Source organism: Paracoccus alcaliphilus (assembly GCF_028553725.1).
In the GTDB taxonomy this organism is placed as follows: domain Bacteria; phylum Pseudomonadota; class Alphaproteobacteria; order Rhodobacterales; family Rhodobacteraceae; genus Paracoccus; species Paracoccus alcaliphilus.
On sequence record NZ_CP067125.1, the window covers coordinates 284,531 to 299,405 of the forward strand.

Annotated in this window: 11 protein-coding genes; 3 read left to right on the forward strand and 8 right to left on the reverse strand. The window is 65.4% G+C overall.

Going from position 1 to position 14,875, the window contains the following annotated elements:
- Window positions 1-30: 30 nt before the first annotated feature.
- From hutU to hutI, 6 genes are read right to left on the reverse strand one after another with little or no spacing between them, the layout of a single operon-like run.
- Window positions 31-1,695 carry a urocanate hydratase gene (gene hutU / locus JHW40_RS19705; protein WP_090610448.1) on the reverse strand — a complete coding sequence of 555 codons (1,665 nt, stop codon included), beginning with the start codon at window positions 1,693-1,695 and terminating at the stop codon, window positions 31-33.
- Between the two features lie 12 nt (window positions 1,696-1,707).
- Window positions 1,708-2,865 carry an acyl-CoA dehydrogenase family protein gene (locus JHW40_RS19710; protein WP_090610447.1) on the reverse strand — a complete coding sequence of 386 codons (1,158 nt, stop codon included), beginning with the start codon at window positions 2,863-2,865 and terminating at the stop codon, window positions 1,708-1,710.
- On the reverse strand, window positions 2,862-3,995 hold the full coding sequence (locus JHW40_RS19715) for a CaiB/BaiF CoA transferase family protein (RefSeq protein WP_090610446.1): 1,134 nt from the start codon (window positions 3,993-3,995) through the stop codon (window positions 2,862-2,864). The genes JHW40_RS19710 and JHW40_RS19715 overlap by 4 nt, the downstream gene beginning before the upstream one ends.
- A complete protein-coding gene (gene hutG / locus JHW40_RS19720; protein WP_090610445.1) occupies window positions 3,992-4,786 on the reverse strand; it encodes an N-formylglutamate deformylase in 795 nt (264 codons plus the stop codon). Before hutG ends, JHW40_RS19715 begins: the two co-directional genes overlap by 4 nt.
- Window positions 4,783-6,324: a histidine ammonia-lyase gene (hutH, locus tag JHW40_RS19725; RefSeq protein WP_090610591.1), complete on the reverse strand. Its 1,542-nt coding sequence runs from the start codon at window positions 6,322-6,324 to the stop codon at window positions 4,783-4,785. The genes hutG and hutH overlap by 4 nt, the downstream gene beginning before the upstream one ends.
- Window positions 6,317-7,513: an imidazolonepropionase gene (hutI, locus tag JHW40_RS19730; RefSeq protein WP_090610444.1), complete on the reverse strand. Its 1,197-nt coding sequence runs from the start codon at window positions 7,511-7,513 to the stop codon at window positions 6,317-6,319. The genes hutH and hutI overlap by 8 nt, the downstream gene beginning before the upstream one ends.
- A gap of 118 nt (window positions 7,514-7,631) precedes the next feature.
- Between hutI and JHW40_RS19735 the strand changes: the two genes are divergently transcribed.
- Together JHW40_RS19735 and JHW40_RS19740 are read left to right on the forward strand one after the other, a co-directional pair.
- Window positions 7,632-9,002 carry a formimidoylglutamate deiminase gene (locus JHW40_RS19735; RefSeq protein ID WP_090610443.1) on the forward strand — a complete coding sequence of 457 codons (1,371 nt, stop codon included), beginning with the start codon at window positions 7,632-7,634 and terminating at the stop codon, window positions 9,000-9,002.
- The gene (locus tag JHW40_RS19740) at window positions 8,999-9,712 is read left to right on the forward strand and encodes a GntR family transcriptional regulator (protein WP_090610442.1); all 714 of its coding nucleotides are present in this window, start codon (window positions 8,999-9,001) and stop codon (window positions 9,710-9,712) included. Before JHW40_RS19735 ends, JHW40_RS19740 begins: the two co-directional genes overlap by 4 nt.
- 4 nt (window positions 9,713-9,716) lie before the next feature.
- Here the strand turns inward: JHW40_RS19740 and JHW40_RS19745 are convergent, their stop codons facing one another.
- A complete protein-coding gene (locus JHW40_RS19745; protein ID WP_090610441.1) occupies window positions 9,717-11,105 on the reverse strand; it encodes an L-cystine transporter in 1,389 nt (462 codons plus the stop codon).
- 249 nt (window positions 11,106-11,354) lie between these two features.
- On the opposite strand from JHW40_RS19745, the gene JHW40_RS19750 reads away from it, so the two are divergent.
- On the forward strand, window positions 11,355-12,644 hold the full coding sequence (locus JHW40_RS19750; protein WP_090610590.1) for a PQQ-dependent sugar dehydrogenase: 1,290 nt from the start codon (window positions 11,355-11,357) through the stop codon (window positions 12,642-12,644).
- 89 nt (window positions 12,645-12,733) lie between these two features.
- Here the strand turns inward: JHW40_RS19750 and JHW40_RS19755 are convergent, their stop codons facing one another.
- Complete coding sequence (locus JHW40_RS19755) at window positions 12,734-14,800, reverse strand: TRAP transporter permease (RefSeq protein ID WP_090610440.1); 2,067 nt, start codon at window positions 14,798-14,800, stop codon at window positions 12,734-12,736.
- Window positions 14,801-14,875: the final 75 nt, after the last annotated feature.

Below are 14,875 nucleotides of genomic sequence, written 5' to 3' on the forward strand. Positions count from 1 at the left end.
CGGTGCGTTGCGACCCCGCGCCCTTATGGATCAGAGAATACCGGGCAGATTCAACCCGTGTTCCCGCGCGCAGTCCAGCGCGATATCATAACCCGCGTCGGCGTGCCGCATCACCCCGGTGGCGGGGTCGTTCCACAGCACGCGGGCAAGGCGCGCATCGGCATCCTCGGTGCCGTCGCAGCAGATGACCATGCCGGAATGCTGGCTGAATCCCATGCCGACGCCGCCGCCGTGATGCAGGCTGACCCAGGTGGCACCCGACGCCGTATTCAGCAGCGCATTCAGCAGCGGCCAGTCGGAAACGGCGTCCGAGCCATCGCGCATCGCCTCGGTTTCCCGGTTCGGGCTGGCAACTGACCCCGAATCAAGATGGTCGCGCCCGATCACGATAGGCGCCTTCAATTCGCCATTGCGGACCATTTCGTTGAAGGCAAGGCCCAGCTTGTGGCGCACCCCAAGCCCGACCCAGCAGATCCGCGCGGGCAGGCCCTGAAACGCGATCCGTTCCCGCGCCATGTCCAGCCAGTTGTGCAGATGCGGGTCATCGACCAGTTCTTTCACCCGTTGGTCGGTCTTGTAGATGTCCTCGGGGTCGCCCGACAGCGCCGCCCAACGGAACGGGCCGACACCCCGACAGAACAGCGGGCGGATATAGGCGGGCACGAAGCCGGGGAAGGCAAAGGCGCGGTCAAACCCCTCTTCCAGCGCCATCTGGCGGATATTGTTGCCGTAATCCACGGTCGGGATGCCCGCATCGTGGAAGGCCACCATCGCCTCGACCTGCTTGCGCATGGATGCCCGCGCGGCCTTCTCGACGCCCTTGGGATCGCTTTCCTGTCGCGCACGCCATTCGGCCACGGTCCAGCCCTGCGGCAGATAGCCATGCACCGGGTCATGCGCGCTGGTCTGGTCGGTGACGATATCGGGACGGATGCCGCGCTTGTAAAGCTCGGGGAAAATATCCGCCGCATTGCCGATCAGCGCCACCGATTTCACCTCGCCCGCCTTGGTCCAGCGGTCGATCATCGCAAGAGCTTCGTCCAGCGAATGGGTCTTTTCGTCGCAATAGCGGGTGCGGATACGGAAATCGGCGCGGGTCTCGTCGCATTCCACGGCCAGACAGCAGGCCCCGGCCATGACGGCGGCCAGAGGCTGCGCGCCGCCCATGCCACCCAGACCCGCGGTCAGCACCCATTTGCCGCGCAGATCGCCGCCGTAATGCTGGCGACCCGCCTCGACAAAGGTTTCATAGGTGCCCTGAACGATGCCCTGCGCGCCGATATAGATCCACGATCCGGCGGTCATCTGGCCATACATCGCCAGACCCTTCTTATCCAACTCGTTGAAATGGTCCCAGTTCGCCCAATGCGGCACAAGGTTCGAGTTCGCGATCAGCACCCGCGGTGCGTCCTTGTGGGTCCTGAACACGCCCACCGGCTTGCCCGACTGGACCAGCAGGGTTTCATCGCCTTCCAGCTTGCGCAGACTGTCCACGATCAGGTCGAAATCCTTCCATGTCCGGGCGGCGCGGCCGATGCCGCCATAGACCACCAGTTCATGCGGGTTCTCGGCCACATCGGGATGCAGGTTGTTCATCAGCATCCGCATCGGCGCTTCGGTCAGCCAGCTTTTTGCCGTGATCTCGGTGCCGGTGGCGGGGAAGATGTCGCGGGTGTTGTGACGGGGATTATCCATGTTCGTCTCCGTTCAGGCCAGCATATTGCCGGAAATGATGATGCGTTGAATTTCGCTGGACCCTTCGTAGATCCGCATGATGCGCAGATCGCGGTTGATCCTCTCGATGGGAAAATCGCGGGTATAGCCATAGCCGCCATGCAGTTGCAGCGCGGTATCGGCAATGCGCCCCGCCGCCTCGCTGGCCGCCAGTTTCGCCATGCTGGCCGCCAGCGAAAACCGCCCGCCGCCCTGATGCGCCAGATCGCGCTGCCGGGCTGCGTCCTGCGCCACAAGCAGCGCCGACTGATAAGCCACGCCCATATCGGCGATCATCCAGCGGATGCCCTGCCGTTCGGACAGTGCCTGCCCGCCGATCACCCGGTCGCGGGCATAGGCGATGGCGGCATCCATCGCCGCCTTTGCCATGCCAAGACATTGCGCCGCGACCTCGATCCGGCCGTTGTCCAGCACCTGCATGGCGGTACGGAAACCCTTGCCTTCCTCGCCCAGCAGCGCATCTGCGGGCAGCTGGCAATCGAGGTTCAGGGTAAAGACATGGCCGCCCTTCAATCCCATGGTGCGCTCGGGCGGACCGGCGTCAAGGCCCGGCGTGCCCTTGGGCAGGATGAAGGCGGAAATCCCGCGATGGGCCTTGTCGGGGTCGGTCACCGCATAGACGACCAGAAAGTCCGCAACGCCCCCGTTCGAGATGAAGCACTTGCTGCCCTTCAGATGCCAGCCGCCGTCGGTGCGCCGGGCGCGGGTCTTCATATCGGCGGGGTCGGAACCGGCGGTCGGTTCGGTCAGCGCGAAAGCCCCCAGCACCGTGCCCGTCGCCGCGCGCGGCAGCCATTCGCGTTTCTGCGCATCCGTCCCGCCGATCAGGATCGAATCGGTGGCCAGATAATGCGCCGTCAGCGCCGATGCCGTGGACCCGCAGGCACCGGCCACGATGGACACCGCCCTGAGCAGCGCGGGCGCGGAAATGCTGCTGCCGTCATATTCCTCGGGCAGGTTCGCACCCATCATCCCGGCCTCGGCCAGAACCGCAAGCTGGTCGTGGACGAAACCCGAGGTCTCATCGGTCTCGGCGGCCCTTGGTGCGATCTGCTCGGCGCAGAGGCGGGTCAGCACGTCGCAGAACATCCGTTCCTCGTCGGACAACATATGCCAGGGGTCGGGGGTCATTCGTCTTTCTCCAGTCCCAATTCGCGCAGAACGGCCTCCAGATCACCGCCAAGACGCGGCGCGGCGCGGTCGGCCACAGGTTTCGCGCCGTCAAAGCGCACCGGCTGGCCGACGACGGGGCGGCCATTCAGCATGCTGACCAGCCCGCGCGCCTGCGCATGTTCACTGTCTGCGGCCTGCGCGATATCCCAGATCGGAGCGGCGGGCAGACCCACCCCCGACAGGGCCGCGACCGCCTGCTGGGTGGTCAGTCTCGCGGACCAGCCTTCGATCAGCGCGCGCAGGGCGGGTTCGTTTTCGGTGCGGGTCTCATCGGTCACAAAGCGTAAATCATCCGCCGCCCCGGGCTGGCCGATCAGCGTGGCCAGCGTGGCGAACTGGCGCGCATTCAGCACCGCGATCACCACCTGCCCGTCGCTGGTCGCGAAACAGCCGAACGGCGTGGACAGCGGATGGCGGTTGCCCACGCGCTGCGGCAGTTGGCCCGCGTAAAGATGCAGCGCGTGGCTGGTGGTCAGCATCGAAAACAGCGCGTCATACATGGCCACGTCCAGCGCCGCCCCCTGACCGCTGGCGTTGCGGCCCACCAGTGCGGCCATGATCGACCAGCTTGCAAACAGCCCGGCCAGCAGGTCGGCGATGCTCTCGCCGGTTTTCAGCGGCGCGTGGCCCTCCTCGCCCGTCGCGGCCATCAGCCCGGACATGGCCTGCACCACCAGATCATAGGCGGGCAGGTCGCGGAACGGACCGTCCTGCCCGAAACCGGAAATCGAGCAATAGATCAGCCGCGGATTGGCGGCGCGCAGGGTCTCTGCGCCCAGACCCAGCCGGGCGGCGACGCCGGGACGGAAGTTTTCGACCACCACATCGACGCGGGCGGCAATGTCCTGCGCCAGTTTCAGATCGGCGGGGTTTTTCAGGTCCAGCGCAAGGCTGCGCTTGCCGCGATTGTTCAGGGTGAACAGCGCGCTTTCGCCGTCCTTGAACGGACCGATATGGCGGTAATCGTCGCCTGTCAGGGGCTCCAGCTTGATCACCTCGGCCCCCAGATCGGCCAGCAGCGCCGTGGCATAGGGCCCTGCCAGCACGCGGGTCAGGTCCAGCACACGGATCCCTTGCAGCGGCTTCATGGCGTCACCAGTTGCGGGGCCAGCGCCGCCAGCCGGGTCAGGATGTCGCGCAGCGGGACGCGCAAGGCAGCGGCCTTGGCCTCGTCATAAGCGAAGGGTGGGGTCTCACTCGTCAGATGGGTTGATTGCGCCAGCTCCATCTGGATGGCATGGACGCCCGCGCCGGGCTGGCCGTAATGGCGCGTCGTCCAGCCGCCCTTGAAGCGTCCGTTCACCACCCAGGGCCGACCCGTCGCGGATGCGACCTCCTGCGTGGCGGCCTCGATAGCCGGCGCGCAGGAAGCCCCGCTATTGGTCCCGATGTTGAAATCCGGCAGCACGCCCTCGAACAGGAATGGAATGACCGAGCGGATCGAGTGGCAATCATACAGGATCGCGACGCCGTGGCGCGCCCTGACCCGCTCGATCTCGGCGGCCAGCGCGGCGTGATAGGGGGCGTGAAAGCGGGCCTTGCGGGTGGCGATATCCTCGGCACCCGGCTCGGATTTCCAGATCGGTGTGCCGTCGAAATCGGTCAGCGGCACCAGCCCGGTGGTGTTCTGGCCGGGATAGAGGCTGGCGTCATCCGGCCCACGATTGGCGTCGATGACATAGCGGTGGAACGTCGCCCGCACCGTCGTCGCGCCGGGCAGCAACCCGCCATAGAGGCGGTGGATATGCCAGTCGGTATCGGCCAGCACCTGCCCGCGCGGGGTCAGCGCCGCAAAGATGTCATCGGGCAGAAAGGTGCCGGTATGGGGCAGGCCAAGGATGACGGGGCTGTCGCCCTGCGCGACCTCGACCGGGTTCATGGCTGCACCTCGGCCAGCAACTCGCCGGGTAGGGCGGCGATCAGAACGTCGTCACGCACCAGCGCGGCGGCCTCGGCCAGATCGGGGGCCATATAGCGATCCTGACCAAGCGGTGGGATGGCCTGCCGCAACCGCGCCAGCACTGCCTGCAACGGCGCGGAGGTTTTCAGCGGTGCGCGGAATTCGACCCCGGCGCTGGCGCAGAGAAGCTCGATTCCGATGATATGGGCAAGGTTCGCGTTCATCCGCCGCAAGCGCCGCGCGCCATGGGCGGCCATCGAGACGTGATCTTCCTGATTGGCGCTGGTGGGGGTCGAATCGGTGCTGCAAGGGTTCGCCAGATGCTTGTTTTCGCTCATCAATGCGGCGCTGGTGACCTCGGCGATCATCAGGCCGGAATTCAGGCCGGGATCGGGGGTCAGGAAGGGTGGCAGATCGTGGCTCAGCACCGGATCGACCATCAATGCGATGCGCCGTTGCGAGATGGCGCCGATCTCGGCAATGGCCAGCGCGATCTGATCGGCGGCGAAGGCCACGGGTTCGGCGTGGAAATTCCCGCCCGAGACGATCCGATCCGCTTCGACCAGCACCAGCGGGTTGTCGGTCGCGGCATTGGCTTCGATTTCAAGGGTGCGGGCGGCCTGCCACAGCAGATCCAGACAGGCCCCGGTCACCTGCGGCTGACAGCGGATGCAATAGGGGTCCTGCACGCGGGTGTCGCCGATCCGGTGGCTTTCGCGGATTTCCGAGCCCTCCATCAACTTGCGGATCGCATGGGCGGCAAGGATCTGGCCGCGATGGCCGCGCAACTGGTGGATCTCGTCAAGGAAAGGCGCGGTCGAACCCATGATCGCGTCGGTGGACAGCGACGAGGACACCAGCGCATTGCGCGCCGCGCGGAACCCGTCCCACAGCCCGGACAGCGCAAAGGCGGTCGAGACCTGCGTGCCGTTGATCAGCGCCAGCCCTTCCTTGGCGGCCAGAACGATGGGGGTCAGTCCGGCGGCGGCCAGCGCATCGGCGGCGGGCATCTCGTGGCCCTGATGGGTGGCGCGGCCCTCGCCCAGCATGGCGGCGGCCATATGCGCCAAGGGCGCCAGATCGCCCGAGGCCCCGACCGAGCCTTGCGACGGGATCACCGGCAGCACGCCGCGCGCCAGCATATCCTCGATCAGCGCGATCACCTGAGGGCGCACGCCGGACGCACCGCGCCCCAGCGACAGCAGCTTCAGCACCATGATCAGCCGCACGGTTTCCGGCTCTACCGGCTCACCCACGCCGCAGCAATGCGACAGGATCAGGTTGCGTTGCAGCGTTGCCGTATCGCCCGCCGCGATCTTGATCGAGGCCAGTTTGCCAAAGCCCGTATTCACGCCGTAAACCGGAACATCACCATTGGCGGCAGCCTCGATGGCGGCGGCGGAACGGGCGATGCCGTCACGGGCGCTGTCGGCCAGCCGCACGGCCAGCCCCTCGCGCCAGACCCGCTCCAGTTGGGCCAGTGTCGTCTTGCCGGGTGTCAGGATGAGGTCAGACAAATTCGCCTCCGAAAACGCGGGCATGAAGGGGGTTGAAGCCGATGCGATAGGTCAGCTCGGCCGGATGGGCGATGTCCCAGATCGCCAGATCGGCGCGCTGGCCGGGTGCGATCGCGCCGCGGTCCGCCAGCCCCAATGCGCGGGCGGCATGGCGGGTCACGCCAGTCAGACATTCGGCGGGGGTCAGGCGGAACAGCGTCGCGCCCATATTCATGGTCAGCAGGATCGAGGTCAGCGGCGAGGTGCCCGGATTGGCATCGGTCGCCAGCGCAATCGGCACGCCGGCATCGCGCAGGCCCTGCACCGGGGGATATTGCGTTTCGCGCAGGGTATAGAAGGCGCCGGGCAGCAGCACCGCGACCGTGCCCGATTGCGCCATCGCCGCGATGCCATCCGCGCCCAGATATTCCAGATGGTCAGTCGAAATCGCGCTGCGCTGCGCCGCCATCGCCGCGCCGCCCAGATCGGACAGTTGCTCGGCATGCAGCTTGACGGGCAGGCCGAGGCTGGCGGCATGATCGAAGACCTGCGCCATTTCCGCGACCGAGAAGGCGATGCCTTCGCAGAACCCGTCCACCGCGTCGATCAGCCCCTCGGCATGGGCGCGATCCATGCCCTTGATAACCACGTCGCGGATGTAACCGGCACGGTCGTCCTTGTATTTGGGCGGCAAGGCGTGGGCCGCCAGCCATGTCGTCACCACATGGATCTTGCGTTCTTCGCCGATGCGGCGGGCGACACGCAGCATCTTCAATTCGGTTTCGACATCCAGCCCATAGCCGGATTTGACCTCGATGGTGGTGACGCCCTCGGCCAGCAGATGATCGACGCGGCGCAAGGCGGCCTCCAGCAGCCGCGCCTCGTCCCAGTCGCGGGTGGCGCGGACCGTGGACAGGATGCCGCCGCCAGCCCGCGCGATTTCTTCATAGCCCGCGCCCTCCAGCCGCATCTCGAATTCCTGCGCCCGGTCGCCGCCAAACACGATATGCGTGTGGCAATCCACCAGCCCCGGCGTCACCAGCCGCCCGCCCAGATCGCGGCGCGGCGCATCAGGGTGGGGCAGATCGGATTCGGGTCCGGCCCACAGGATCCGGTCGCCCTCGATGACCAGCGCCGCCGCCTTGGTCAATGCGTAACCACCTGTTTCATCAGCCATTGTCGCCAGAGTGGCGTTCGCAAGAACCAGCATCGGGCCATGCTCCGGATTGATTTCGCTTCTATCTATGTTTAGACTTATGATGAAACTATGTCTATAGTTAATTAACGACAAGACCGACCCGCACCGATCGGGAAAAAGGAGACCGGCAATGACGACGATCTGGGCTGAGCGCGCATTACTGCCCGATGGCTGGGCAGAAAATATCCAGGTCGATCTGGCGCCCGATGGCCGGATCGCCGCCATCCATCGCGGTGCCACGCCTGATTCGGGGGCGCATCGGGTCGAGTTGCTGCTGCCCGCCATGAGCAATCTGCACTCGCACGCCTTCCAGCGCGCCATGGCCGGTCTGTCCGAAGCGCGCGGCCCGCATCCGCGTGACACCTTCTGGACGTGGCGGCAGATCATGTATCGCTTTCTGGACCACCTGACGCCGGACGATGTGCAAGCCATCGCGGCGCTGGTGCAGATGGAGATGCTGGAGGCCGGTTACGCCACGAATGTCGAATTCCATTACCTGCATCACCGTCCCGATGGCGGCTTTTATGACGATATCGCGGAAATGGCCGGGCGGATCGCTGCCGCCGCCAGCCGCACCGGAATCGGGCTGACGCTGCTGCCGGTGCATTACCAGTTCGGCGGCGTGGATCGCCGCCCGCTGGGTCCGGGTCAGCGCCGGTTCGGCACCACGCCCGACGATTTCATCCGGCTGCTGGATGCCTCGGAACAGGTGCTGCGCGGTCTGCCCGCTGACGCCGGAATCGGCGTCGCGCCCCATTCGCTGCGCGCCGTATCCCCCGAGGCGCTGGCGCTTTGCGTCGATCTGCGCCCCGGTCGCCCGCTGCATATGCATCTGGCCGAACAGATCCCCGAAATCGACGAGGTGCAGGCGGCTTATGGCCGCCGCCCGGTCGAGTGGCTGCTGGACAATCACACCCCCGACCGGCGCTGGACGCTGATCCACCTGACCCATATGACCGTGGACGAAACCCGCCGCCTTGCCACCACCGGCGCCGTCGCGGGGCTGTGCCCGATCACCGAATCCAGCCTTGGCGACGGGATCTTCAATGCCACGATCTGGCAGGAGGCGGGCGGGCGGCTGGGCTTCGGTTCGGACAGCAATATCCGCATCAGCCTGATCGAAGAGTTGCGCACGCTGGAATACAGCCAGCGCCTGCGTGACACCGCCCGCGCCATTCTTGCGCAGCCGGAACGTTCGACCGGGCGGGTGATCCTTGACGCCGGGCTGGACGGTGGCGCAACGGCGGCGGGGCGCGATACGGGGGCGATCCGCGAAGGGCTGTGGGCCGATCTGTGCGCGGTGTCGCTGCGCAATCCGGCGATGTTCGGGCGCAAGGGCGACGAGATGCTGGACAGCCTGATCTTCGCGGGCGGCGAGGGGCTGGTGCGCGATGTCTGGGCGGCGGGCCGCCATGTGGTCCGGGACGGACGGCATATGGACCGCGACGGCATCATCGCCGATTATCTGACCTGTATCTCTGGCTTGCAGGAGCGGATGTGACGGAACGACAGGCAGGCTCGACCACCCCCAAGGCCCATCTGATCGCGGCCGAGGTCCGCCGCCGGATCGTGGAACGCGAATGGTTGCAGGGCGAACGCATCCCCGACGAGGTCGAGCTGGCGGTGGAATTCGGCGCTGCGCGGGCCACGGTCAACAAGGCGCTGCAACTGCTGGCGGATGAGGGCTTGCTGGATCGCCGCCGCCGCGCGGGCACGCGGATCGCGATCAATCCGGTGCGCAAGGCCACATTCGAGATCCCCATCGTGCGCGAACAGATCGAGGGCGCGGGCATGAGTTATGGCCACCGCGTCATGGCCGTTCACCGCAGTCCGCTGCCCGAAGATGTCGCCCTGCGTCTCGGGATGGCGGCGGGGCAGCGGTTGCTGCATCTGCGCGCCGTCCATTATGGCGACGGGCGACCCTTCCAATACGAGGACCGCTGGATCAACCCCGCCGCCCTGCCGGGGACCGAGCCGGTGGATTTCGGCCATGTCAACGCCAATGAATGGCTGGTGCGCAACGCACCCTATCTGCGTGCCGACATGGCCTTTTCTGCGGCGAATGCGGATCGGCGTGACGCACGAATGTTGCAGACCGACCCGGGGCAGGCGCTGCTGATCCTGCAACGCACCACCTGGAACGAGATCGGGGCCATCACAACCGTCCGCGTCGCCTGCCATCCCGGCTATCGCATGACGGCGGCGAACTGACGGTCTATGCGCTTTGCAGGTCCACGTCTTCCGGGCTCATCAGCACCGCGCGATCCGTCTGACCCAGCAGTTGCGACGTGACCATGCCCGCCGTCATCGAGCCGCTGACATTCAGCGCCGTGCGGCCCATGTCGATCAGCGGCTCGACCGAGATCAGCAGCGCGACCAGCTCGATCGGCAGACCCATCGCGGGCAGCACGATCAGCGCCGCCAGCGTGGCCCCGCCTCCGACGCCTGCGACGCCTGCCGAACTGATGGTGACGATGGCGATCAGTGTGGCGATCCAGCCCGGATCCAGCGGATCGATACCCACCGTCGGCGCCACCATCACCGCCAGCATCGCCGGATAAAGGCCCGCGCAGCCGTTCTGACCGATGGTTGCCCCGAACGAGGCCGAGAATGACGCGATGGTCGCAGGCACCCCCAGACGGCGGGTCTGGGTCTCGACATTCAGCGGGATCGACGCCGCGCTGGAACGGCTGGAGAATGCAAAGCTCAGCACCGGCAGCGACTTCTTGAAGAACACCAGCGGATTGGCCCCGGTCAGGGTCAGGAAACCCGCGTGAACCCCGAACATGATCGCCAGCCCGATATAGGAGGCGATGACGAATTTCCCCAGATTGAGGATATCCGCCGCATCCGAGGTCGCTGCCATCTTCGTCATCAGCGCCATGACGCCATAAGGGGTCAGCGCGATGACCAGCCGCACAAGCTGCATGATCCAGCCTTGCAGCAGGTCGATCAGCGACAGCAGGCTTTCGCCCTGCTCGGGTTTGCGCCGGACCAGCCGGATGGCCGCGATGCCAAGGAAAGCGGCAAAAATCACCACCGAGATGATCGAGGTCGGATTGGCCCCGGTCAGATCGGCAAAGGGGTTGCGCGGGATGAAGGACAGGATCAGCTGCGGCACCGACAGATCGGCCACGCGCGGGGCATAGGTCGTTTCGATCGCGCTCATCCGGGCGGTTTCGGCGCTGCCCTGGATCAGCCCCTCGGCGGTCAGGCCGAAGGACAGCGCCATGACCACGCCGACCAGCCCCGCAATGGCGGTCAGCAGCAGCAGCGTTCCCAGCACCAGCACCGAGATGCTGCCAAGCGACGAAGCATCATGCAGCTTCGACACCGCCGCAAGGATCGCCACAAAGACCAGCGGCATGACGATCATCTGCAACAGCCGGACATAGCCCGAGCCGACGATGTCCAGCCAGTTCGCGGTGGTCTGGACGGTTTCCGAGCCGGTGCCATACGCCAGTTGCAACCCGATGCCGAAAAGGGTGCCGAGGATCAGGCCGATGAACACCCGCACCGACAGCGAAAGAGAGCCGCTCTGAAGCCTGAACAATGCGAACAGAAGCGCCACGAATATGACAAGATTGACGATCACCGGTGTCATTGCGCGTCCCCTTCAATGGTAACGGCGGGCCCGTTCATGCCCTCGCCGCCTGACGAATTGATATCGGGCGCAGACTGATCCTTTCACAGGCGAATGTCACGGCAAAGTGACGGCCATGCGCCAATCGTCGCGCAGGAACCATCCCGCCGTCCGCCCTGTTTCGCCGGGCTGGCGGGTCAGACCTTCTTGTCTTCACGGCGCGGGCAGGTGAAGGTTCCGCAATATGGGCATAACGGATCGGAGCCGGTCATGGATCTTATGGCGCAACTCACTGCCGTCGTCGGCGGGACGATAGCCGCGCTGCGGCGCCTGACGGTGCCCCGGACGCAGGCGGTGGGCGAGACGCCGGAAATCCCCGCGGCAAGGAAGCAGGGGATCATGACCCTGAAGATGCCCTCGGCGACGGGCTGGGCATCGGGGCAGCGTCCCGAAACCGCGCCGGGGCTGGCGGTCAATGCCTTTGCCTCCGGCCTCGATCATCCACGCTGGATCGAGGTTCTGCCCAATGGCGATGTGCTGGTCGCCGAGGCGAAAGAGCAGCCATCCCGGCCAAAGACCCTGCTGGATCGGGCCACGCAGGCCACGATGCGCCGCGCCCATGCCATCGGTGACAGCGCCAATCGCATCACCCTGTGGCGCGATGCCGATAGTGACGGCGTGGCCGAGATCCGCGAGGTGTTTCTGGACGGGCAGAACCAGCCCTTCGGCATGGCGCTGGTGGACGGCACCTTCTATGTCGGCAATACCGATGGCATCAGCGCATTCGCCTATCAGGACGGTGCGACGCGGCTGACCGGGCCGGGCCGCAAGCTGGTCGATTTCAAGCCGGGCGGGCACTGGACCCGCAGCCTGATCGTCTCGCCCGACCGGTCCAGGATCTATGCCGGTGTCGGTTCGCTCAGCAATATCGGCGATCACGGTATGAAGGCCGAAGAGGGCCGGGCCGCGATCTGGGAGCTGGACCTTGCCAGCGGTGCGGCGCGCGTCTTTGCCTCGGGCCTGCGCAATCCCGTCGGCATGGCATGGGAGCCGAAGACGGGCAGCCTGTGGACGGTGGTCAACGAACGCGATGGGCTGGGCGATGAGACGCCGCCGGATTACCTGACCTCGGTCAGCGAGGGCGGGTTTTACGGCTGGCCCTATTGCTATTGGGGCCGGATCGTCGATGATCGCGTCCCTCAGGATCCCGAGATGGTGGCACGGGCGATCACGCCGGATTACGCGCTTGGCGGTCACACGGCGTCACTGGGATTGTGCTGGATGCCGCAGGGCACATTGCCCGGATTTCCCGACGGCATGGTGATCGGGCAGCACGGTTCATGGAACCGCTCGATCCTCAGCGGATACAGGCTGACCTTCGTGCCCTTCGAGAACGGCCGCCCGGCCGGCCCGCCACGCGATATCCTGTGGGGGTTCCTGTCCGATGACGAGCGATTTGCCTTCGGCCGACCCGTCGGCGTCACCATTGGTCCCGACAGGGCATCGCTGCTGATGGCGGATGATGTCGGAAACACCATCTGGCGGATAACCGGCGCGTAAGGTGAGGATCAGGTGTTTGATCCCATGGCTTGATGGTGCGCTCCTTTCGTTGGAATAGAAGGATGCGACAGACACTATAAGCCGACGGTTCAAGTGGCCGGCTCCGGACTGGGGTCGGAGCGTCGCGCGATATACTGGCGCAGGACAACCACGCCAAGGATGGTCGCTCCGATCACGGTGGAAATGATTTCCGGCGCTATCATCAACAATGCCGCGATGGGCAGCAGCAGCCGTTCGACCCGCAGCAACGGTCCCAGCAGCCAGTTTGTGATCGCGGCCGACAGGGCCACGATACCAAGAACCGCGCCGGCAAAGGCCAGCAGGAAGTCGGGCAAGGTAAAGGCCTGTGTGACCAGTAGAAGCGAAGGCGAGAATACGAAGACGAATGGTACCAGCGCCTTGCCCATCGACAACCGGAATGCCGTGTTTCCGGCCTTGAAGCCGTTGGCGCCCGCGATCCCGGCACCGGCATAGGCCGCCAGGGCAACCGGTGGTGTTACATCGGCCAGCACGCCGAAATAGAACACGAAGAAATGCGCCACCAGCGGCTCGACGTTCATCATCCCCAGCACCGGTGCCGCCACCGCCACCATGATGATGTAGTTCGCCGTCGTCGGCACGCCGCACCCCATCAGCACACAGACGACAGCGGTCATCAAAAGCGTAAAGAGCAGCGTCAGCGTCTGGATGCTGAAGAATTCGAATGGCAGCACGGTCAGAAGGCCATGCAAGGACGTGGCCCAGTTCTGCGCCATGCTTGTCACCATGAAGGCAATCTTGAAGCCGACGCCGGTCAGGGTCACGATGCCGATCACGACCCCGACAAGTGCCGCCGCCGCCGTCACCGCCAGCGACTGCCGGCCGCCCGCGACGAAGCCTTCGTAAATGCCGGCGGCGGTTTCCTTGACACCCTTGATGACGCCCGCTGCCATGACCCGCTGAATCAGATAGACGACCATGCAGGCGGTGATCGCCCAGAACGCTGACAGAAAAGGCGTGCGGCCGGACATGAGCATCCAGACCAGCAGGACCAGCGGAAAGACCGACAGCCAGCCTTCGCGCAGGACCTTGGCGGCTTTCGGCAACTCTTCCTGGCGCAGGCCACGGATGCCAAGACGTTTGGCCTCCAGATGGACCTGAACCAGCACACCGAAGAAATGCATGAAGGCCGGGACGATGGCTGCGATCAGGATGGTGCGCAGCGGGATGCCCAGATACTCTACCATCAGGAAGGCGACCGCACCCATCACCGGGGGGGTGATCTGCCCGCCGGTCGAGGATGCGGCCTCGACGGCAGCGGCGAAGTGGCGCTTGAACCCGATCCTGATCATGGCGGGGATCGTCAGCGCGCCGGTCGTCACGGTATTGGCGATCGACGAGCCCGAGATCGTGCCCAGCATGGCCGAGGAAATGACCGAGACCTTGGCCGGACCCCCGGCAAAGCGGCCGGCCAGCGCGGTGGCCAGGTCGATGAACAACTGTCCCAGCCCGATCTTCTGCGCCATGACACCGAACAGGACGAAGTGGAACACGTAAGTGGCAATGACCCCGAGCGCGGTGCCGTAAATACCCTGCGAGGTCAGATAGAGATGATTGACGATATTGGCCCAGTCGGCGCCGGGATGGACCAGGATCCCCGGCATCGACCTGCCGAAATAAGCATAGGCGATGAACGCCAGCGCGATAACCGGCAACGGCCAGCCCATCGAGCGCCGGACCGCCTCCAGCAGCGCCAGCAGCAGCACGGTGCCCATGACAATGTCGATGGTCATCGGATTGCCGACGCGGAAGGCCAGCTGGTCATAGATCCACGGCACATAGAAGGCGCTTACCGCGCCGCCGATGGCCAGCACCCAGTCCATCACCGGCACACCAAGGATGGCGAAGCCGTCGGTCTTGTGGCGCGTGCGGGACCGGGCCGAGAAACTGAGATAGACGATAAGCAGCGACACGCCCATATGCAGCCCACGATGCGTCGTGGCCCGGGGAATGCCGAAACCCGCTGTATAGAAGTGATAGACGGACAACAGGAACAGGACGACGCCGGACATGACGGCAACCGGACGGGTGACCGTGCGGAACCGCGCTTCGGGATCGTATTCCTCTTCCAGGGCACGAAGATCGGCATCGGAAAGCTGGCGTGTCGTTTCGGTCATTCGAGTTCCTGGTGTTCAGCTCAAAGGCAAGGACGCGGCCGTAACCCGGTCGCGTCCTTTCATTATATGGAAGGC

Excerpts from the sequence above, each read along its gene's own strand:
- JHW40_RS19750 (WP_090610590.1), top strand. The coding sequence starts at position 11,355 with ATGGATCTTATGGCGCAACTCACTGCCGTCGTCGGCGGGACGATAGCC.
- JHW40_RS19745 (WP_090610441.1), bottom strand. The coding sequence starts at position 11,105 with ATGACACCGGTGATCGTCAATCTTGTCATATTCGTGGCGCTTCTGTTC.
- JHW40_RS19735 (WP_090610443.1), top strand. The coding sequence starts at position 7,632 with ATGACGACGATCTGGGCTGAGCGCGCATTACTGCCCGATGGCTGGGCA.
- hutG (WP_090610445.1), bottom strand. The coding sequence starts at position 4,786 with ATGAACCCGGTCGAGGTCGCGCAGGGCGACAGCCCCGTCATCCTTGGC.
- JHW40_RS19710 (WP_090610447.1), bottom strand. The coding sequence starts at position 2,865 with ATGACCCCCGACCCCTGGCATATGTTGTCCGACGAGGAACGGATGTTC.
- JHW40_RS19715 (WP_090610446.1), bottom strand. The coding sequence starts at position 3,995 with ATGAAGCCGCTGCAAGGGATCCGTGTGCTGGACCTGACCCGCGTGCTG.
- JHW40_RS19755 (WP_090610440.1), bottom strand. The coding sequence starts at position 14,800 with ATGACCGAAACGACACGCCAGCTTTCCGATGCCGATCTTCGTGCCCTG.
- hutI (WP_090610444.1), bottom strand. The coding sequence starts at position 7,513 with ATGCTGGTTCTTGCGAACGCCACTCTGGCGACAATGGCTGATGAAACA.
- hutU (WP_090610448.1), bottom strand. The coding sequence starts at position 1,695 with ATGGATAATCCCCGTCACAACACCCGCGACATCTTCCCCGCCACCGGC.